Annotated in this window: 18 protein-coding genes; 12 read left to right on the top strand and 6 right to left on the bottom strand. The window is 39.4% G+C overall.

Annotation, left to right across the window (positions count from 1 at the left end; all coding sequences use genetic code 11):
- Positions 1-4: 4 nt before the first annotated feature.
- From bchB to cysS, 4 genes are all read right to left on the bottom strand, one after another.
- On the bottom strand, positions 5-1,531 hold the full coding sequence (bchB, locus tag H6G76_RS12235; protein WP_190700378.1) for a ferredoxin:protochlorophyllide reductase (ATP-dependent) subunit B: 1,527 nt from the start codon (positions 1,529-1,531) through the stop codon (positions 5-7).
- A gap of 532 nt (positions 1,532-2,063) precedes the next feature.
- Positions 2,064-3,407: a TldD/PmbA family protein gene (locus H6G76_RS12230; RefSeq protein WP_190700375.1), complete on the bottom strand. Its 1,344-nt coding sequence runs from the start codon at positions 3,405-3,407 to the stop codon at positions 2,064-2,066.
- A gap of 79 nt (positions 3,408-3,486) precedes the next feature.
- A complete protein-coding gene (locus H6G76_RS12225; protein WP_190700372.1) occupies positions 3,487-4,926 on the bottom strand; it encodes a TldD/PmbA family protein in 1,440 nt (479 codons plus the stop codon).
- A 483-nt stretch (positions 4,927-5,409) separates the two neighbouring features.
- Positions 5,410-6,855 (bottom strand): cysteine--tRNA ligase, encoded by a 1,446-nt coding sequence (gene cysS, locus H6G76_RS12220; protein ID WP_190700369.1) that lies wholly within the window; start codon positions 6,853-6,855, stop codon positions 5,410-5,412.
- Between the two features lie 187 nt (positions 6,856-7,042).
- Here cysS and H6G76_RS12215 point away from each other — a divergent pair, with 187 nt between their 5' ends.
- The 4 genes from H6G76_RS12215 to H6G76_RS12200 all read left to right on the top strand — a co-directional run bounded on the left by H6G76_RS12215 (position 7,043) and on the right by H6G76_RS12200 (position 9,884).
- Positions 7,043-8,191: a GTP-binding protein gene (locus H6G76_RS12215; protein WP_190700366.1), complete on the top strand. Its 1,149-nt coding sequence runs from the start codon at positions 7,043-7,045 to the stop codon at positions 8,189-8,191.
- Between the two features lie 80 nt (positions 8,192-8,271).
- Entirely contained in the window at positions 8,272-8,715 is a 444-nt protein-coding gene (gene dtd / locus H6G76_RS12210; RefSeq protein ID WP_190700456.1) for a D-aminoacyl-tRNA deacylase, read from the top strand.
- A gap of 128 nt (positions 8,716-8,843) precedes the next feature.
- Complete coding sequence (psb28, locus tag H6G76_RS12205) at positions 8,844-9,179, top strand: photosystem II reaction center protein Psb28 (RefSeq protein WP_190700363.1); 336 nt, start codon at positions 8,844-8,846, stop codon at positions 9,177-9,179.
- A 201-nt stretch (positions 9,180-9,380) separates the two neighbouring features.
- The gene (locus H6G76_RS12200; protein ID WP_190700361.1) at positions 9,381-9,884 is read left to right on the top strand and encodes a molybdenum cofactor biosynthesis protein B; all 504 of its coding nucleotides are present in this window, start codon (positions 9,381-9,383) and stop codon (positions 9,882-9,884) included.
- A gap of 272 nt (positions 9,885-10,156) precedes the next feature.
- Here the strand turns inward: H6G76_RS12200 and mraY are convergent, their stop codons facing one another.
- Together mraY and H6G76_RS12190 are read right to left on the bottom strand one after the other, a co-directional pair.
- Positions 10,157-11,260: a phospho-N-acetylmuramoyl-pentapeptide-transferase gene (gene mraY, locus H6G76_RS12195; protein ID WP_190700358.1), complete on the bottom strand. Its 1,104-nt coding sequence runs from the start codon at positions 11,258-11,260 to the stop codon at positions 10,157-10,159.
- 78 nt (positions 11,261-11,338) lie between these two features.
- Positions 11,339-11,581 carry a DUF3134 domain-containing protein gene (locus tag H6G76_RS12190; protein ID WP_096583484.1) on the bottom strand — a complete coding sequence of 81 codons (243 nt, stop codon included), beginning with the start codon at positions 11,579-11,581 and terminating at the stop codon, positions 11,339-11,341.
- A 250-nt stretch (positions 11,582-11,831) separates the two neighbouring features.
- Between H6G76_RS12190 and H6G76_RS12185 the strand changes: the two genes are divergently transcribed.
- The 8 genes from H6G76_RS12185 (at position 11,832) to H6G76_RS12150 (ending at position 19,959) form a co-directional block, all read left to right on the top strand.
- Positions 11,832-12,416: a PAP/fibrillin family protein gene (locus H6G76_RS12185; protein WP_190700355.1), complete on the top strand. Its 585-nt coding sequence runs from the start codon at positions 11,832-11,834 to the stop codon at positions 12,414-12,416.
- A 303-nt stretch (positions 12,417-12,719) separates the two neighbouring features.
- On the top strand, positions 12,720-12,932 hold the full coding sequence (locus tag H6G76_RS12180; RefSeq protein WP_190700351.1) for a photosystem I reaction center subunit IV: 213 nt from the start codon (positions 12,720-12,722) through the stop codon (positions 12,930-12,932).
- A 241-nt stretch (positions 12,933-13,173) separates the two neighbouring features.
- Positions 13,174-14,007, top strand: a complete 834-nt coding sequence (locus H6G76_RS12175) for a DNA-formamidopyrimidine glycosylase (protein WP_190700349.1) — start codon at positions 13,174-13,176, stop codon at positions 14,005-14,007.
- A gap of 291 nt (positions 14,008-14,298) precedes the next feature.
- Entirely contained in the window at positions 14,299-14,514 is a 216-nt protein-coding gene (locus tag H6G76_RS12170; protein WP_190700345.1) for an NAD(P)H-quinone oxidoreductase subunit O, read from the top strand.
- A gap of 220 nt (positions 14,515-14,734) precedes the next feature.
- On the top strand, positions 14,735-15,697 hold the full coding sequence (mdh, locus tag H6G76_RS12165; RefSeq protein WP_190700342.1) for a malate dehydrogenase: 963 nt from the start codon (positions 14,735-14,737) through the stop codon (positions 15,695-15,697).
- 189 nt (positions 15,698-15,886) lie between these two features.
- Positions 15,887-16,546: a hypothetical protein gene (locus tag H6G76_RS12160; protein WP_190700339.1), complete on the top strand. Its 660-nt coding sequence runs from the start codon at positions 15,887-15,889 to the stop codon at positions 16,544-16,546.
- Positions 16,547-16,609: 63 nt separating this feature from the next.
- Entirely contained in the window at positions 16,610-18,514 is a 1,905-nt protein-coding gene (locus tag H6G76_RS12155; protein WP_190700335.1) for a P-loop NTPase fold protein, read from the top strand.
- Entirely contained in the window at positions 18,511-19,959 is a 1,449-nt protein-coding gene (locus tag H6G76_RS12150) for a DUF1802 family protein (protein WP_190700333.1), read from the top strand. The genes H6G76_RS12155 and H6G76_RS12150 overlap by 4 nt, the downstream gene beginning before the upstream one ends.
- The last annotated feature ends 28 nt before the right edge of the window (positions 19,960-19,987 follow it).

Below are 19,987 nucleotides of genomic sequence, written 5' to 3'. Positions count from 1 at the left end.
ATAATTATGCTCCTACAGCTTCTTTGGCAGCGTATAGCACCTCAGCATTGATATCTTTGAAGCCGCGATCGCGCGCGAATTTTTCCGTATTTCGCTTCACTTTACCGCGTACAAATCCAGGTATTTTATTCAATTCTGCTAGACCATCTTTTGTCCAATTCAAATCAGATTCGGCAGAAATACCTTTAGTAATTACTTCCTTAGTATCGTGTCCACCAAATATTTCTAATAAATGGTCTTCCATTCCTAAAGTAAAGGAATTGTAGATTAAATCTGTGATTTGATTTGTACCTTCGTAACCTAAGAATGGTTTGTAACCAATGGGGAAGTTCTGCACGTGAATAGGTGCAGCAATAACACCGCAAGGAATATCTAAGCGTTTCCCAACGTGGCGTTCCATTTGTGTACCGAAAATGGCTGAGGGTTCAACACGAGCGATCGCGTCCCCAATTGCGCCATGATCGTCAGTAATCAGTACTTCATCGCAATATTCGCTTACTTGTTCGCGGAACCAGTCTGCATCATATTTACAATAAGTTCCAGCCCAAACTACATGAATCCCCATTTCCCGCGAGAGAATTTTGGTGAGAGCGGCGGCGTGGGTGTTGTCGCCAAATACCACAGCTTTTTTACCAGTCAAATTCTGACAGTCAATTGAACGGGAGAACCAAGCTGCTTGGGAGACATACAAGGTTTGCTCGTTGATATATTCTTCATAGTCAACATTTGCGCCTTGTTCGTTAATTATCTGTTGAATCTTACGGATGCAACGCGCAGTTTCTACCACACCCATTGGTGTAATGTCTATACAAGGTGTGCCGAATTCTGCTTGCAGGTAATTAGCTGTCATCAAACCGAGTTCCCGGTAAGGAACCAAGTTAAACCAAGCTTTGGGTAGATTCTTCAACTCATGAACTGAAGCACCTTCGGGAATGACTGCGTTCACCTCAATTCCCAAATCACCCATGAGTCTTTTCAGTTCGGTGCAGTCGTGGTTGTTGTGAAAACCAAGGGTAGAAATACCGATGATGTTAACTGATGGCTTTTCGGTTTTGGTTGTAGGTAGTTCGCCTTTTTTCCGGGCTTTCTCGATATAGTATTGGACGATTTGATGTAGAGTACGATCGGCTGCTTGCAGTTCGTTAGCGCGATAGTGATTAACATCTGCTAGAAGGACATCGCCTTTAGCCTCAATCCGGGCGCGTTCTACAAAGTTGTGTAAATCTTCTTGCAGAATGCTAGAGGTACAGGTGGGAGTTAACACAATCAAATCCGGGTGTTCTTCAGCATCTTTGCGGGTAATATTATCGACCACCTTTTCTTGAGAACCACGCGCCAAGACGTTGCGATCTACAACACTGGTTGTCACTGGTGTAAAATCTCGCTCTCGTGAGAGCATGGAACGCATGACGTTAAAATAATCATCTCCGAGTGGGGCGTGCATAATCGCATGAACGTTTTTAAACGAACTAGCGATTCGCAAAGTGCCAATATGGGCTGGGCCTGCATACATCCAGTAAGCCAATTTCATCAGGCGTTCTCCCTTATGAGGTGAATCAGAGGTGGACTATGATTGCGAAATTATTAGTCTTTGATTGTCCCAAAACTTGTAGCGTTGAATAAATAGGACTATTTACTAGTTAGTTAGTGTTGCGATCGCTGAAACCTTTCCTATTGTTGTAATTCAGCGTTTTAAAACAACAACAATATATATTGTTAAACGAAATAATTCTTAGTCTTATGCAAATCTTGTTATCCAGATAGAGCAGCTACTTAATAATTGTTCATATACTTTGAGAAAGTATTCTCAATATTTCTATACATAAACAAATTTGCAAGTAAAAAATTTTTAACTCCGTTATAGCAGGGAATAGGGAACAGGTTATAGGTGACAGATATAAAAGCCTTGCAGTTTCTAATTTATCTCATCTGTTGAAGTTTTAAACTATGTTTCGATTCGGTTGCTATATGTCATAATCTATGCTTTAACTGCTATAAAATTTTAGCCATTAAATAAGCTGTTATTCTGTCATCTATTACCTGTCACCTGTCACTCGCTATACCTACAAGGTGTAAGTAAAATCATTCACTAACATACCAGGAACTAAATTTCCACCTAATTGGCGACTTTCATATGTGCCTACTTCGGGGATAAATTCTTGAAAATTAGTGAAATCAACTAAATTTTCTCCCCAAAACCGATAGAGGCTTTCATCAAAGCGCAAGTTTTCGATAGGTGCAATAATTTCGCCGTTTTCTACCCAAAAACAGGCATAACGAGTCATACCTGTAATTCTACCTGTGGGGCGATCGCTCCAATTTAGATAATGTAAATTTGAGACATATAACCCTGTATCTAAACTAGATAAAATCTGCTCAAATTTTAAATTTCCCGGACTTATTTCTGGCGTGCGTAAACTTTCTGAACTATTAGCACCGTTAGCAATTTTTTGATATTCTTTAGCAGTACGAGAATTAACTAAGCTATTTACTAAAATTCCTTGTTCTATAATTGGTAATTCTGGTGCTGCCATTTCGCCTAATTCATTAAAGCGCGGCACTAAACCTAATTGAAAGTTTTCTTTCAAACTAAATTTAGAAGATAACTGTTTTTCTTTTCTTGATAAGGCGGCTAAAGCACTATTTCCTTGTTGAATATCTGCTTCACTTACAGCACTCCAAGAAAGCATATTTAATAAATCAGCAACAGCCGCAGGTGCAAAATAAGTTTTATACTGTCCTCTAGGCAATTGTTTTGCTGGAAGTGAAAGCAATTTGAGTTGCTTTTTTGCTTCGCTAATTTTTGCAGCGTAACTTGCAACATCCCAACTGCTTCCGGCAAATATACCTTTAACAGCTTGTCCAGAATTAATAAACAAAGAATAATCTAATGTAAAAGTGTCGGTGGCAAACCAATGTTTTTGACCACTAGAATCACCATAGGCTTTAATTACCACGCCCCCAGCATAAATCCCAGTAAAATCTAACTCTGCTACTTCTGCTAAGATACTAGAAACTACTGCTTCTGGTGCTAATAAATTACTATGATGAACTTCTCGACTATTATTGTTACCTGAAGGCAAAACTAAATAAGTATCAATGGGTAATATAGGTAGTTCATCTCGTAATTCTTGTAATGCTTGATATACCCTGTACCAATCTTTTTCCCAGTTTCCCGTAAAAGGAAATTGTCTAGCACTACTGCGTTGATCTGCCATTAAAGTTAGTTCAATCCAACCATCTGCTACACAGCCAGTTTGCCTAACTTTCGCATGATTAAATCGTGTAAATTGACTACGCTCACTGCTCAGTTTGAGGGTAAATTCTTCATCTTCAAATTTTTTAATTAGCAGAGTTTCTAAGAGATGATTAAAGCTATATTCTAACGATGTTAATTCTTCTTTCATTGGTAAATTATTAATTCGTAATTAGTAATTAAATTAGATATAAAAAAGTCATGTTTTTGACTTTTGATTTTTAGCTTCTTCAACTACCTCCGCCGAAGACTTCAACGTTAGCAAATACACAAACAGGTGAACCGTGTCCTACCCAAATAGCTTGATTGGGTTCTCCTTTACCGCAGTAGGGAGTACCGTACATTTGCCAGCTGTCAGCATTTCCAACTTTGATGAGGCTGTGCCAAAATTCTGGGGTTGTGGCGCGATAGTTGGGGTTGCGGAGGGTTTTGGTGAGTTTTCCATTTTCAATTAATTTGGCATATTCGCAACCAAACTGGAATTTATAACGGCGGTCATCAATTGACCAAGACCGATTTGATTCCATGTAAACGCCATGTTCTATACTGCTGATGATTTCGTCAAAGGTGGCGTTTCCTGGTTCTAAGTTTAAGTTAGCCATGCGATCAATTGCTGGGCGATTCCACGAACAAGCACGGGCGCAAGCGACTCCAGGTACTCCGGCTCTAGCTTGACTTTCTAAACTGCCTAAACCTCGTTGTAGTACGCCTTCTTGAATCACATATTCCCTTGTGGCTACTGCACCAGTATCATCAAAAGCATAGCTGGCATACTCACCCGGTACTGTGGGGTCAAAAGTAATGTTCATTAATGGTGAACCGTAAACTCGCTGACCAAAATCTTCGGTTGTGATAAAGCTACCGCCAGCATAGTTGCGCTCATCACCTAAAATCCGGTCAATTTCTAATGGATGCCCGACGCTTTCATGAATTTGCAGCATCATTTGGTCTGGGGCTAAGACTAAATTAGTGCGGATGTTTGGACATTCATCTGCTGTCAACAGTTCTACAGCTTGTTCTCCTACTTGTCGCACTCGTTGCCATAAATTTTCTTGTCTTAAAAGTTCCCATCCACCTTGATAACAATGCGCTTTCCAACCGTTGTTAGTGCGTTGCTGAACAATTGCGCCGTCTTGAGCGATCGCTCCATAACTAGTCCCTAAAGAGATAAACTTTTGATAGACTTCTGAACCGTTGCTGCTGACAAACCAACTTTCTCGTTCACTAGTGCTGATGCTGGCTGTGGTTTGCACGATTTTGTCACTAACTTTTAGCGTGTGGCACATCCGCACCAACAAATCATTAATTTCTCCTGGACTCAGCGCGTCTAAGGGTTCCAAAAATGGCGAGTTGTATTCACCTACTACTTTGGGACGTTCAGTTTCTTTAAACGGATATATCCACCATTGACTAGAGAAGAGTGCTTGTTTATAAGCTATTTGGGCAGCAGATTCTAGGGAAGCTATTTCTAAAGAATTGGTAGCGGCATAACCTAAACAGCCATTAACTAAAACTTCGATCATGGCTCCCTCGGTGATAGATTTACCGTTAGCTTGAGGTATGCCATCGCGGACATAACGGTTCGATGCTGTTTCTTTGACGGCTCTGATACCAATCCAATCAGCAGGTATGTTAAAGTTAGCGATCGCTTTTGTTAGTTCAGACCACATAATAATTTAGATTCAAATTTAGTAAGTTTATTATTGGCAACTAGGTTTATTGATTTGTTCATCTATCTCTATATTAGCTATCAAATAAACAGCTATTAGAGGCTTTATTTAATGTCTGGTGCTTTGCTGTAAGACCTATAAAATTTTATTTTTTCTAGTAAAATTTGTTGTATTTGATACTAATTGCTATTTTTGCACTTTTACCCTAATCGATGTAAATTATCAAACCTGAGATGCTTTTTCAAGACTGTTCTCACCACCCAGCCTAAAAGTTGCATTTAATGTATTAATGCAGAAACCATGAATTAATAAAGCAATTTAGAAGTTTAAGGAATCCTTGTCTAAACTGTAATGTAATATTTTCATGACATTACTGCTAACAAAGAGTTTTTTTAACGAAAATTTAGTGAAAAAAAGGCTTTTGTAATAGAGGTTTTTCAATAAAAACTCCTATCTGAGATTTACAAAAGCCTATGTGTGAAATTAATTTCTGTGCCAGCGCGTACCTTCAGAGCTATCAATTAAAGTAATGTTTTTGGCTTGTAGTTCATTCCGAATACGGTCTGCTTCTGCAAAATTCCTGGATTTTCTAGCCGCTTGCCGTTGTTGAATCAAATCTTCAATTTCAGCATCGCTAAGACCATCATTTGCCGGACTGGCATTTTCAATTTCGGCTGTTAAACCTAAAACCTCTGCCAAAGTAACAAGAGTTTGCCATTGTTTTTGGAGTTCATCGGCTGGGGTTGCAGTTTTACCTTCATGAACGATGATGTTTCCCTCTCGCCGTAATTCTTTGGCTAATTCAAATATCACAGCTAACCCACCAGGGAAATTAAAGTCATCGTTGACAGTTTCTTTAAAGCGTTCAACAGTTTCAGGTAGTAGTGAGATATCATCCACTCCCCAACCGAGTTGCTTACCGTATTGATAACCAAACAGCAAACCTTCTTTAAGGGTGTGCCAGCCGTTAGTGGCTGCGGTAATTGCTTCGTCGGTAAAATCAATAGGCTTACGATATTGCGCCATCAACACAAATAATCTTACTGCCATTGGATCAACATCACGATCAAGTAAGTCGCGGATGGTGGTAAAGTTGCCCAAAGACTTGGACATTTTCTCACCGTCCACTTTTACCATCCCGTTGTGCATCCAGTAATTAGCTAAAGGTTTACCTGTGACAGCTTCTGATTGAGCAATTTCGTTTTCGTGGTGGGGGAAAATTAAGTCAGCACCACCAGCATGAATATCTATTGTTTCACCCAAGCGATCGCGCACCATCGCCGAGCATTCAATATGCCAACCCGGACGACCAGCACCCCAAGGTGATTCCCAAGCAGGTTCACCGGGTTTAGCGGCTTTCCACAAAGCAAAGTCAAAGGGGTCTTTTTTCTTTTGATATTCTGGGTCTTCTACATTAACGCGATCACTCGCACCAGCTTGCATATCTTCTAACTTGCGACCAGAAAGCTTGCCATACTCAGCAAACTGCCGCACTGCATAGTAAACATCACCATCGGAAGGATAGGCAAAGCCTTTATTTTCTAATTCATGAATTAATCGCTGAATCCCATTCATCGTATGTGTCGCGCGGGGATATTCATCAGCTTCTTTAATTCCTAACCGTGCCATATCATCAAAATAGGCCTTGATGAAGCGTTCAGCTACAGCCTCCATTGATGAGTGTTCTTCTCGTGCGCGGTTGAGAATTTTGTCATCAACATCAGTAAAATTCTGCACATAGCGCACTTCATAACCGATAAACTGGAGATAGCGGCGCACAACATCCCAAACGATGCAAGCTCTAGCATGACCCAAATGGCAGTAGTCATAGACCGTCACGCCGCAATAATACATCTTAACCTTGCCTGGTTCGACTGTTTCAAACGGTTCTTGACGACGGGTGAGGGTATTGTAAACAGTTAGGGTCATAACAGAGTAATGCGGCAATAGAAGGATACGCAATAATAGGGTTAAACAGCTGGGAAGTTTATCCAGCATCCCTATGCTAGTGTTTTCTGGACTATCTGCGCTACCTTTTGTAAATCTGAATTTAGCAGTGGTGGCAGCCGCAACTTAGAGAAGTTTTTTATTTTTTGATTTGTTTGATAACCGCGCTATGCAAACAGCAGTGAATTCTGAATCTCAACCCATGAATGCGCCGAAACAAGGATTACCAGTAACAATTATTACTGGATTTCTTGGTAGCGGCAAAACGACTCTACTAAATCATATTCTCACGAACCAACAGGGTTTAAAAACCGCAGTTTTGGTAAATGAGTTTGGTGAAATTGGCATTGACAACGAGTTAATTATCTCCACCGATGAAAATAATAATAATATGGTGGAGCTAAGTAACGGTTGTATCTGCTGCACAATCAATAATGATTTAGTTGATGCCGTTTACAAAGTATTAGAACGCGAAGAGAAGCTAGATTACTTAGTAGTAGAAACTACTGGATTAGCAGATCCGCTACCAGTAGCCTTAACATTTTTAGGTACAGAATTGCGGGATTTGACCCGTTTAGATTCGATTATCACTGTCGTAGATGCAGCTAACTACAGCTTAGATTTATTCAACTCGCAAGCAGCTTATAGTCAGATTGCTTACGGTGATATCATTCTGTTGAATAAAACAGATTTGGTTGATGAAGCCACGTTGACTCAGTTAGAGAAAAAAATCAACGAAGTTAAAGAAGGCGCGAGAATTTTGCGTACCCAGCGATCGCAAATACCACTCGCTTTAATTCTCAGTGTAGGATTATTTGAGTCTGATAAATATTTTGACACCGTTGATGAGCATGACCATGAACATCATGATCATGACCATCACGACCATGACCATGACCATTCAGCCTGCGGTCACGACCACCACGACCATGACCATTCAGCCTGCGGTCATGACCATCACGACCACGACCATCACCACCATCATTCAGACCATTTAGAAAATGATGGTTTCACTTCCATATCTTTCCAAAGCGACAAGCCATTTTCTATCAGGAAGTTTCAATATTTCCTTGATAACCAGCTACCCACAAACATTTTCCGCGCCAAAGGTGTAATGTGGTTTGATGAAAGTCCCAAACGACACATTTTTCACCTATGTGGGAAACGCTTCACCTTAGATGATGACGAATGGAAAGGTGAACCCAAAAACCAACTTGTGCTAATTGGTCAAAATTTAGACCGTGAAACATTAATGACACAATTAGAAAACTGTGTTTGTTTACCTTCCGTCAGTCGTGGTAAAGGCTTCGGCAAATAGTCATTAGTCATTAGTTATTGGTCATTAGTTATTAAAATAACAAAGGACAAATGACTAATGACAAAGGGCTGATGACCATTATGCGCGTTCTCATCCAGCGAGTAAAATCATCTCAAGTTACTGTTAATGGTGAAATCATTGGCAAAATTGGACGAGGATTAAATTTACTCGTAGGTATTGCCGATACTGACACAGATGCAGAACTCGACTGGATGGCGCGTAAATGCTTAGAATTGCGACTGTTTCCTGATGAGGAAGGTGGAGACAGATGGCAAAAATCTGTACAAGAAATTAACGGTGAGTTGTTAGTAGTGAGTCAATTCACTCTTTACGGTGACTGTCGCAAAGGTCGCCGTCCTTCTTTTGACCGTTCTGCACCGCCTCAAACCGCAGAAGATTTGTATAACAGCTTTGTGACCAATTTACGCGCCAGTGGTTTGCGTGTAGAAACAGGTAAATTCGGTGCAATGATGCAAGTCTCTATTGAAAATGACGGCCCTGTAACTTTATTTTTGGAAAGGTAACTTGGTCAATGGTCAAAAGGCAGAAGCCAGAAGAACAAAATTTCAGACTTCAGACTTCATAGACTACTGAGTTCTAAATGATGAGAGAATATTAAATCAACGATCACAAAACTTTAAATTCTTTCATCATGGCAAAAATCCAGTTTTCTAGAGGTATTGACGAAGATGTAGTACCAGATGTACGTTTAACGCGATCGCGCAGTGGTGATACTGGTACAGCAACCTTTATTTTTACAAATCCTAAAGCCTTAGATCAAGGTAGCACCGAAGATGTCACTGGGATGTATATGATTGACGAGGAAGGCGAAATAATTACCCGCGAAGTCAAGGCTAGATTTATCAACGGTAGACCAGAAGCCTTAGAAGCTGTTCATATTATGAAATCTCCTGACGAGTGGGATCGCTTTATGCGCTTCATGGAAAGATATGCTGAACAAAACGATTTAGGTTTCAGTAAATCTTAAGCAATCAAATGAAGTATGAAGTATGAAGTGTGAAGTGTGAAGTATGAAATCAACTCCATACTTATTATGCGGATTGCAACAAGGAGACTCCACGTTGATTTTCTGTCAAAGATAAATCTGCTTGCTCGGATTAATTTTAGGGTGAACAATAAAAGATATATTTATTCATCCTTGAGCCTTCATACTTCATCCTTCCCTCAGATGACGCAAAAACCCCATCCAGATGCGGTAGAAATGACAGTGAATTGTGCTGTTGTTACCGTTAGCGATACACGCAACCAAGAAACAGACAAAAGTGGTCAGCTGATCAAACAATTATTGTTAGATGCTAACCATGCGATCGCAGCCTACGCAATTATCAAAGATGAACCAGCGCAGATACAAGAACAAATCCAATTGCTGGGTAAAAGTGGCAATGTGGATGCAGTAATTTTTAATGGTGGCACAGGTATTGCACCCAGAGATACCACTTACGATGCTATTGAAAAATTATTAGAAAAAACTCTACCAGGATTTGGAGAGTTATTTAGATTTTTAAGTTATCAAGAAATTGGTTCCCGTGCGATCGCTTCACGTGCTGTCGCAGGTATTTATCAAAATAAATTAATCTTCTCTCTTCCTGGTTCTAGTAATGCTGTGCGGTTAGGTATGGAAAAGCTAATTTTACCTGAACTGACTCATTTAGTAAGTCAGATGCAAAAATAGGAACTGATAGCAGATTTGACTGAAAAATGGTTGTAGATTGTGTTGATAGCTTAGGCAAAATACCAATAAAAACTTACCGATGAATAAAGAACTAACTCAAAATATAGCCTCTGAAATTCAGCTATTTTAGAACATCGAAGAAAAAGAAAAAGTTTAGAATTGCTTTGTGTGAATTCTATTCAAATTCAATTGAAATTATTCACTTCATTCAAATAAAAAAGAACCCTGAAATCTTCAGGGTTCTTTTTGTTAAATCAGGTTTTTAAAGATTTTTAGAAAGGTGCGATCGCTAAACAAAGTACAGCTAAAATCGCAGCGATGATATAAAATACAGCCACAACTTGTAATTCTGACCAGCCACCCAACTCTAAATGATGATGTAAAGGTGCCATTCTAAATAAACGTTTGCCTTTACCATCTGGGCCTTTAGTAGCTTTATAATAAGCAACTTGCGCCATTACAGACAGTGTTTCGACAAAGAAGATACCACTGAGAATAAATAATGCTACCAAACTGTTAGTTAATAGTGCCACAGCAGCTAAAGCACCACCCAACGCCAAGGAACCAGTGTCACCCATGAATACACGGGCTGGGTTGCGGTTGTGTGCCAAGAAACCTAAGCAACTGCCGCTTAACGCTGCACAGAATACCATCAATGGTAGGGAAGTTGGGGCAACTACAGCACCTAACGCTAAAAGTGCGATCGCTACAGTTCCGCCAGCTAGTCCATCAATACCGTCAGTTAAATTAGTTGCATTACTCTCTGCCACCAGAACAAACCCTGCCAGAGGCCAGAATAGGAAACCTAAAGGCAGTGCAAAGCTCACCCAAGGCAAAGCTATACTAGTAATATTAGAAGGTTGATTAAACATTAACCATAGACAAAACAGGGCTGCAAAACCGATTTGCAAAGCTAGTTTCATCTTGGGAGAAATACCTTTATTTGATTTCCGGCGCAGAATTTGCCAGTCATCAATCCAACCGATAAAGCCATAGCTGAGGGTTAATGCGGAGACTGCAACAACCTCTGTGGCGAAATTAGACATTATACAGGCAACGATCGCAGCAACAGGGATGAAGAATATCCCACCCATTGTTGGTGTGCCTGCTTTTTTCAAATGAGCTTGGGGGCCATCTTCGCGGATAATTTGTCCAGTTTTGAGTGCTTGTAATAGAGGTACTACTACATAGCCCACAGCCGCCGAAATCACCGCACACAACAGCAAAGGCATGGTGAGTGACATACCTTGCCAAGGCATTCTATTGCCCAGCCAATCACAAATTACTGCTGCTAAACCTAGCCCGGTGGCTAAGATAGAAGCAAGACCGATACCAGAAATGTTCAATCCTTGGTTAGGAGATAATTTAGCGTCCACAGATTCTTCCCTTCACTCCACACTACAAAATTTAATTACAGGGACGACAGCTATCACCAAGTCCCTAGCCTCAGCAGACTAATCTTCTTCAATAGCTATTTCGTCGTCATCATCATCAAGGTAGTCAGCAATGCCGTCTTCTCCACCGAGAAAATCTGATATTTCTTCGTTTTCTTCTTCAGAAAAATCAGGTTCATGAACATCACGCGCTATCAAACGACCGTGGGATTGCAACCAATCTAAAAGGGAGGACTCTTGTTTTAATGGAATTACGGCAGCACGTTGGTTGCGGGGTTCTTCACGTAAGGGAGAATTCAACATATCGACGAAGAAACAAATTGTTAATGTAACTAGACATTAAGCAGTCTATCACTTGAAACGTAATAATTTAGTTATTAATCAATTCAAGTGTTGTCAGCTTAAATCCGTAAGTTAGCAAAAATATTTTATTTAATATTGGTACTACAGGTAGATATAAATTCTGAGTATTTTTTCAGCTTTATACATAGGTCATCAATATCGAACTTAAGGTGGATGAAGTTTACACATTCTTGATTTGGGGTAATTAACAATGATGGGAAAGGCGGCTTTAATCGATGCGATCGCTCCGACAAATCGCGGTTTGCTGGCTAGTGAGCCACAGAAACAAGCAATTTTAGCGGCGATCGCTAATTTAGAAGACCTTAATCCAACACCGCGTCCAGTGGAAGCTGGTAACTTGCTAGATGGGAATTGGCTCTTACTTTATACCACTAGCAAAGCTCTTTTAAACTTAGATCGTTTACCTTTTTGTAAACTCGGTCAAATTTATCAATGTATTCGGGTAGAAACTACCAGCGTTTACAATATTGCTGAAATTTATGGCTTACCTTATCTCGAAGGATTAGTCAGTGTAGCAGCTAAATTTGAGCCAGTTTCGGGTCGTCGAGTCCAAGTAAAATTTAATCGATCCATTGTAGGTTTGCAACGTCTAATTGACTACAATTCTCCAGAAAATTTTATCCACCAAATTGAATCAGGTAAAAAGTTTACGGGAATTGATGTGCCTATCAAAAGCGAAAACCAACAAGGCTGGTTAGACATCACTTATATAGATGATGATCTCCGAATCGGCAGGGGTAACGAGGGTAGTGTGTTTGTTTTGAAACGAACATAAGGTTTTCCTTAAAATGTCTATTTGCGAACGACCTTATTCCATCGTTGGTACTTTGTCAAGAAGGGTCTAACCCTATTCTAGGTATGAGACTTTCTCGTGGAACCTAACGAGAGGTAGATATGGGCAGGGGAGCAGAGGGGCAGGGGAGCAGGGGAGAGTAAATCCTGACTATTGACCTTTGACCAATGACTAATGACTAATGACAAATAACTTAACAAACCCTCTAGCAGCGACCTTCAGGTTGTAGAGTGAAATCAATTAGCCATATACATCGGCCATTGATAACTAAAAGGGAAGATAATCATGGTTCAACGTGGTTCTAAAGTCCGTGTTCTCCGCCCAGAATCCTACTGGTTCCAAGATGTAGGCACCGTAGCTTCTATCGACCAAAGCGGCATCAAATACCCTGTAATCGTCCGTTTTGAGCGGGTAAATTACGCTGGTATTAATACAAATAACTTTGCGTTAGATGAATTAGTCGAAACAGAAGCACCCAAGGCTAAACCCAAAAAATAAGCAGCAAAGCCAAATAGGGGTTTTTTAATGGGATGATGAAGGGAAGCTTTAAGTATGTAGAACGAAGCGTGAACTTTCAATCCTGCCATGCTTCATATCAGCCTACTCTACCGCCAAGAAACTGCCCTGCGGGTATTTACGGTTTCTTTGAGATAGAATAGATATCCACCGAAAGGTATATACATACTTACTCCCTCATCTTCCCTGCCCCCTAGATAAATTGCTTGCTTGATCAGTTCCAATGCCTGAACTGCCTGAAGTTGAAACAGTCCGCAGGGGTCTTAATCAATTGACCCTGAATCAAAACATTACGGGTGGAGATGTGTTGCTAAACCGCACCATCGCCTACCCGTTTTCTGTTGAAGAGTTTATTCATGGAATTAAAGACAGTGCCATTACCAGTTGGCATCGTCGTGGTAAATATTTGCTTGCGGAACTTTCTTCTGCTGGCTACCTTGGCGTACATCTGCGGATGACTGGTCAATTATTATGGCTGCATCCTGATGAACCATTGCACAAGCACACAAGAGTCAGAGTATTTTTTGGGGATCAACAAGAATTGCGCTTTGTTGACCAACGCACCTTCGGCCAAATGTGGTGGGTTCCGCCTAAAGTTGCGGTAGAAAGTGTAATTACTGGTTTAGCCAAACTAGCTGCTGACCCATTCTCACCAGATTTCACTGTCGAATATCTGGCGGCTAAACTGCAAAAACGCCGTCGTCCCATTAAAACAGCATTGTTAGATCAATCTGTAGTGGCGGGATTAGGTAATATATACGCCGATGAAGCATTATTTAAATGTGGAGTTTTGCCAGAAACCCTGTGTACAGATTTGAAATTAGAACAAATTGAACAGTTACGCAAAGTCATCATTGAAGTGTTAGAAACCAGTATTGCGGCTGGCGGTACGACGTTTAGTAACTTCCTGAATGTTCAGGGGATCAACGGTAACTATGGCGGTGTTGCTTGGGTGTACAACCGCACTGGGGAACCTTGCCGAGTTTGTAGTAATGTTATTCAGCGAACTAGATTAGCTGGGCGTTCTAGTCACTTCTGTCCCCAATGTCAGCGTTGAAATAATTCGTAGTTCGTAATGACGCTCGCAGGCTCGCTACCGCTTCGCTAACGTAATTCGTAATTATGTAGGTAGAGGGTTTATGGGCGGAACGTCCTAACGTACCGAAAATCTTGAATGGTGCGTTGCGCTACGCGACAACACACCCTACTGTTACATGGGAGTAATTGCTATTTCATATAGATTGCAATGAATAAATTCAATGTGTCAAAGCGATCGCTGTGAGATTTGGCATATTGGTGCAAGCTAAAATCCTCTATGAGACAATCTGCAAATATAAGAGGGGAATTTATGCCAGTCAAAAGAGGCGATTTAGTTCGTGCTGTGCGTGAAAAGCTGGAAAATAGTTTAGAAGCTAAGGCTAGTGATACTCGCTTTCCTAGTTATATGTTTGAAACGGCGGGGGAAGTTGTGGATATCAAGGGTGATTATGCTTTGATAAAGTTTGGACAAGTACCAACACCCAATATTTGGTTACGCTTAGATCAACTAGAAGGATTTAAGTAAACATCGCATCCTCTGACTAAAGGATGTGGTTGACGAGCTTCTGAGAAATCACAATTATAGGTGGGCTATGCCCACCGTTTACCCAGCTTCTAAAGTGGCGATCGCAGTTTTCTACTATATTTCTACTATATATAGTTGTACGTAAAGTTTTTCAACGCCGAGAAACGCTGAGGTAACGCGAGGGTACGCTGAGATTTATTTATTAAATTACTAACTAATTATGTCTTCTCCTATTGCTTGCCATTTACCGCGTGTCACTATCGTTGGTGCTGGTAGAGTTGGTAGCACTCTCGCCCAACGTGTTGCCGAGAAAAATTTAGCAGATGTGGTATTACTTGATATCGTTGAGGGTATGCCTCAAGGATTGGCACTGGATTTATTAGAGGCGAGAGCGATAGAGCTGCACAATCGTCAGATTGTCGGCACAAATAATTATGCTGATACTGCTGGTTCGGAAATTGTGGTGATTACCGCCGGACTTCCTCGTAAGCCGGGGATGAGTCGGGATGATTTGCTGAGAACCAACGCCCAGATAGTAGTTGAAGCAGCAAAAAATGCGATCGCACATTCTCCCAATGCGATTTTTATTGTCGTCACCAACCCTTTAGATGTGATGACTTATTTGGCTTGGCAAGCCACAGGTTTACCTCGTAATCGCATTATGGGTATGGCTGGTGTTTTAGACTCAGCCCGCTTTGAAACTTTCATCGCTTTAGAATTGGGAGTTTTACCTGCTGATGTGAAGGCGATGGTGTTAGGTAGTCATGGCGATTTAATGGTTCCGTTATCTCGTTATGCGACTGTTAATGGTGTTCCGATTACTGAATTATTAGATGAGGCTACAATTGATCGCTTAGTAGAAAGAACCCGAAACGGTGGCGCAGAAATTGTGGAATTAATGCAGACAGGTGGCGCATTTTTTGCTCCGGCATCTGCAACAAGTGTGATGGTGGAATCAATATTATTAAATCAATCGCGGCTGTTACCAATTGCGACTTATTTACAAGGTGAATATGGTTTAGAAGATGTGGTAATTGGTGTTCCTTGTCGCTTAGGTTGCGGTGGAATTGAGAGTATTTTGGAATTAAATCTCAGCGATAGTGAAAGCAAAGCTTTGCATACTTCGGCTCAATCTGTGCGGAAAAATATTGAGCGATCGCAAGAGATTTTAGCAGTGAAGTAATTATTTCGCTGATTCATTAATAAATGTAATTTAATTGACATATATTCAAACGCCACTGTATTCATAGTGGCGTTTTTTGTATGGGCTGTTTTTCTAGAATTTTCAGCAATTACTCGGTTATTTTTTCTCTTGTAATCACTTACAAATAAACAGCCGCAACGATATTTTTTATCAAACAGAATACTCAATATGCCAACCAAAAATTTAGCTCAAACTAAAACTCGCGTTCTTTTAGCTTTGTGGGATTTAGGAGGGTCGCAGCAAGAAGTAAAGAAAGGTCAAATGACAAAGCGTATTGTCACTAAAGGCAGTAAAGCCGCAGATTACCAGGGTGTTTTTGAGGAATTACGGAACCAGGGAGCGATCGCAATTTCCAAAACTGGGTACTCTCTTGCATCTCCCAAGGGTTTAGAAGTACTAGGTGAGGGTTTGAGAAGTTCTGACTTTAGGTTTGATGGAACTATTGTTGGTACTTGGGCTGCAAATGCACTAGTGAAATGGATTAGTGGAATTAGTGGCACAGTTACTAGTACATCTGCATCAGTAAAAAGTAATAAGAGTGCGATCGCTTCTTACGAAGAATTTAAATCAGCCGTGCTAGAAGTTTACGACAAGTTAAACCGCGAATACAACTTAGATAATCTAGTGCCAATTTACCGTATTAGAAGAGTAATAGGCGAACAAGTAAGCCGGCAAAATTTTAATGAATGGTTGCTAGAAATGCAGGAGAAAGACATTTTCCAACTCCAGGGCGGAAGTGTAGAAGATAGCGCACCCGACAAAATAGAGGATTCTATTACTACTAAAATTAGCGGATTACGCTGCTACGCTAAACTCCTCTGTTATTAAAATTATTTATTTCGATTGTTGACATCTTGTTAATTAGTCATTGTTTTCAGGGAACGCATAATTATGTATACTTCTTCATCTTCATATTCAGATCTTAATAAAGCTATTGCCAACCATAACCCATTTGAGCGTTCATTAGTAGTTAGGAGCCATGATGTATGGAACCCTAATTTTCCTGATGTTACTTCTATAAATTCTCATGCATCAGAAGCGGTGTTTCAAGCAATAGAGCAAATTCGTATAGGCAACCGTTCAGTTATTGGTATAACTATTAAAGCCGAGAGAGGTTTAGGAAAAAGCCATTTAATGAGTCGAATTCGCCATCATCTTCAATGTGAAGGTAATAGTTTTTTTGTTTACATGAGCGAAGTAGACTATGGTGATTCAAATAAAATACATTCTAAATTCTTAACTACTTTAGTTACTAGCTTAAAACAAATAGGAAATCAAGGTGTAATGCAATGGCAAGAATTAGCAACAATTTTGGTAAATGAAGCATATAAAACAAACTACACACCTCAACATTTAATTAAGAGATTTCCTGGAGTTATTGCCCAGAATCCTAAAATAGTTGATGGCTTGACTGCTAAAATACTTCAACTCAAGCCCAACATTGATAATCCTTACTTAATACAAGCTATTATCTGGACTCTCTCTTTAGACAAAGTTACATTTGCAATTAACTGGCTTTCTGGAAGAGAGTTAGCACAGTCACAAGCTGATGTAATGGGATTACCTAATACTAGGGAAGAAGATAAAGAAGCTGAAGCATTTCAAATTGCGTGTCAAATTCTTGACATTATAGGCGATTACAGAACTGTAGTTATTTGCTTTGAGGAATTAGAAAGTCTGAACTGCAATGATCAAGGTTTTACTAGGGCGCAAGTTATTGCTCTTTTAGCAAAGGATATGTATAGCAAAATCAAACGTGGAGTTTTAATTTTAGCTATGTTTGACGAAACGTGGACACAACAAGTTAAAGTTGTGCCACAAGCCGAGTCAGTAATTGACAGGATAGGTGAAAGAAAAATTGATCTTAAGCACCTTAATAGTGATGATGTAGTAAATCTTGTTGCTCACTGGTTAGAAGATTATTATAATGCAAAAAATCTTACTCCACCTCATTCTGTATATCCTTTTAATAAAGAAGAATTAGGAGAATTAGGTAAAGAGAAACCAATAGTTAGAAGCGTTTTACAATGGTGTGCCAATAACTGGAATGTTCCTGGAGATAAAAAACAAAACTTAAACCCATTAAATAAGGTAGAAGCAGCTTTTAAGCAAGAGTTTGCAGCACTTGATAAAACCATTGATAACTACTTTGAAGATAGTGAGATTATAGCTGATGCTCTACGTCTTGCTTTAATTACACTCAAAGGTAATACTGTAGAACGAGTAAAAATAGAAGATATTGAAGAAGTCGTAGTTAAAAATTCAGACCAAGGCTACCTTAACTTTAGAATTGTTGGCACAGAGGATAGAAGAATAGTCAAAATAGTAGTAGCTGTAGTTCAAGAATCTAGCAATAGATTTGTAAGTGCTGCATTGAAAAGATTAATTGAATACAAAAACTTTGATATGACTCGTGGTTGTTTAGTTCGCTCTAAAGAAGTTAAAGCTAATACAAAAGGCAAAGATTATTTAGAAAAACTGCTTTCAAAAGACTTAGGAGGAGAATTTATCAAGCTTAATACTGATGATATTAAACCTCTTTTAGCTATTTTATTTGTTAAAAAAGCTCATAAAGATTATGAAGTTACAGACAATGAAATTCATGAATTTATAACTCAGAATAAAATAGCAATTAACAATTATATAGTTAGAGAAATATTAAGTGATCCATCTGGACAAATACCCAATGGGCTACTTGATGAAGAATGTACTCATGAGCCTCAAATAAAAATTCCAAATAATGTAGAAGAGGTAGATATAATGCTCAACAATCTACTTATTAAACTTGGGTTATGAGTGAGTTAATTTACTTAAATACTGCCCTATCTTTAGATTATCCAGATATAGAGGCTCTCATACAAGGCCGCATGATAGCATTTATCCCTTGGACATTTATTAATCCGGGGCGTTCCTTTGCTCTCTGTACGTCTACCACAGTAAACAACCTTTTTATTGAGGAACAAAGCTATAAACCAGATTTATCAAAAATTGATCACAAGACTCAAAAAATAAGTTCTGGAAGAGCCTTAATTAAAGCTTGGGCTAAATGTGAACTATGCCAAATTATCGATAAGGCTGAGTCTTTAAATACTTTGTCACAATTAACTATTTGGACAAAACAAGCATTACAGCAAGCCTTTCAGCAAAGACAATATATATTTCTTGCTTATATAAGGGTGTATTTGTTGTCTAGTCCAATTCAGATATCTTTGTACAAGCAAAGTCAATTTATAGGTTTACCTGCTCCTGTTAAGGTAACAAATACTAATCCAGTATTAAGCGATCGCACCTTCGCCCAACGCAAACAGCAGCTAGAGAAATTAGAACCACCACAACATATTGAATTGCAAGAGTTACAAAGTTTGTTAGCTCCTTTGGCAATTACTAGCCAAGCTGCTAAACAATTAGATGAGGATATCAAATTCTTCTTAGGCTGGAGTAGCAATCAATTTCAGAATACTTTAGATGCAGACTTAACATGGATTCAAAAAATTGCTGAAGTTGGCAATTCTAGTGATGGTCATCAATTTGAAAAACTAGTGCGCCGAGGATTACTAAAATTAGGCTTTACTGGTTCAGGGTTAAATCCAGATGCAACTGGCGGAGCCGGAGGCATGGATTTTTACGCTGAAAAACCTTTCGCAATGGTAGGAGAGTGCAAAGCAACTAAAACTGAGAAAGTAACAGATGGTACTCCTGCTCAATTGCTCAAAATAGGTATGAACCATTTAGGGGCATTTCAATATAACAATTCAATTAAATTAATCGTAGCGGCTGGAGAACTAAATAGTTACGCATTGAGAACAGCAACCGAAAATCATATGAATGTTATTAGTCCTGAAACTCTACAAAAACTAGTTGAACTGCAAACATACTATAAAAATTCTATTAATTTACTAGAGCTAAAAGTATGTTTACAACAAGCTCCCTTTGGTTTAGCTGAGGAAAAAGTTAATAGTTATATAGATAAAGTAGAACAATCAATAAAATTGCGATCGCACCTCATTAACTTAGTTAAAAGCTATTTGCACAACTCAGGTACAGAATCTGCTGGTGTAGAAGCCTTACATGGTGCTTATTTTGGCTCTAATCTACCACGCCCAATAAGAACAGAAGAAATGCACGAAATTTTGATTGAACTTTCTTCTCCATTAACAGGCTATTTAGGTAGAGAAAAAGGAACTGACTGGAAGAGCGATCGCTTTTATTTTCTGCGAAATCTAGAAATATACTCAAGATAGCTCAGTCTTTATTATTGGTTCTAACATT

Origin of the sequence: Nostoc sp. FACHB-152, from assembly GCF_014697475.1 — a bacterium.
Classification (GTDB): domain Bacteria; phylum Cyanobacteriota; class Cyanobacteriia; order Cyanobacteriales; family Nostocaceae; genus Nostoc_B.
Note: the sequence above shows the minus strand (reverse complement) of the source record. Positions and strands in the feature narration are given on the sequence as shown.

Coding starts and splice junctions, on each gene's coding strand:
- bchB (WP_190700378.1), bottom strand. CDS start 1,531: ATGAAATTGGCTTACTGGATGTATGCAGGCCCAGCCCATATTGGCACT.
- H6G76_RS12230 (WP_190700375.1), bottom strand. CDS start 3,407: ATGAAAGAAGAATTAACATCGTTAGAATATAGCTTTAATCATCTCTTA.
- H6G76_RS12225 (WP_190700372.1), bottom strand. CDS start 4,926: ATGTGGTCTGAACTAACAAAAGCGATCGCTAACTTTAACATACCTGCT.
- cysS (WP_190700369.1), bottom strand. CDS start 6,855: ATGACCCTAACTGTTTACAATACCCTCACCCGTCGTCAAGAACCGTTT.
- H6G76_RS12215 (WP_190700366.1), top strand. CDS start 7,043: ATGCAAACAGCAGTGAATTCTGAATCTCAACCCATGAATGCGCCGAAA.
- dtd (WP_190700456.1), top strand. CDS start 8,272: ATGCGCGTTCTCATCCAGCGAGTAAAATCATCTCAAGTTACTGTTAAT.
- psb28 (WP_190700363.1), top strand. CDS start 8,844: ATGGCAAAAATCCAGTTTTCTAGAGGTATTGACGAAGATGTAGTACCA.
- H6G76_RS12200 (WP_190700361.1), top strand. CDS start 9,381: ATGACGCAAAAACCCCATCCAGATGCGGTAGAAATGACAGTGAATTGT.
- H6G76_RS12190 (WP_096583484.1), bottom strand. CDS start 11,581: ATGTTGAATTCTCCCTTACGTGAAGAACCCCGCAACCAACGTGCTGCC.
- H6G76_RS12185 (WP_190700355.1), top strand. CDS start 11,832: ATGATGGGAAAGGCGGCTTTAATCGATGCGATCGCTCCGACAAATCGC.
- H6G76_RS12180 (WP_190700351.1), top strand. CDS start 12,720: ATGGTTCAACGTGGTTCTAAAGTCCGTGTTCTCCGCCCAGAATCCTAC.
- H6G76_RS12175 (WP_190700349.1), top strand. CDS start 13,174: ATGCCTGAACTGCCTGAAGTTGAAACAGTCCGCAGGGGTCTTAATCAA.
- H6G76_RS12170 (WP_190700345.1), top strand. CDS start 14,299: ATGCCAGTCAAAAGAGGCGATTTAGTTCGTGCTGTGCGTGAAAAGCTG.
- mdh (WP_190700342.1), top strand. CDS start 14,735: ATGTCTTCTCCTATTGCTTGCCATTTACCGCGTGTCACTATCGTTGGT.
- H6G76_RS12160 (WP_190700339.1), top strand. CDS start 15,887: ATGCCAACCAAAAATTTAGCTCAAACTAAAACTCGCGTTCTTTTAGCT.
- H6G76_RS12155 (WP_190700335.1), top strand. CDS start 16,610: ATGTATACTTCTTCATCTTCATATTCAGATCTTAATAAAGCTATTGCC.
- H6G76_RS12150 (WP_190700333.1), top strand. CDS start 18,511: ATGAGTGAGTTAATTTACTTAAATACTGCCCTATCTTTAGATTATCCA.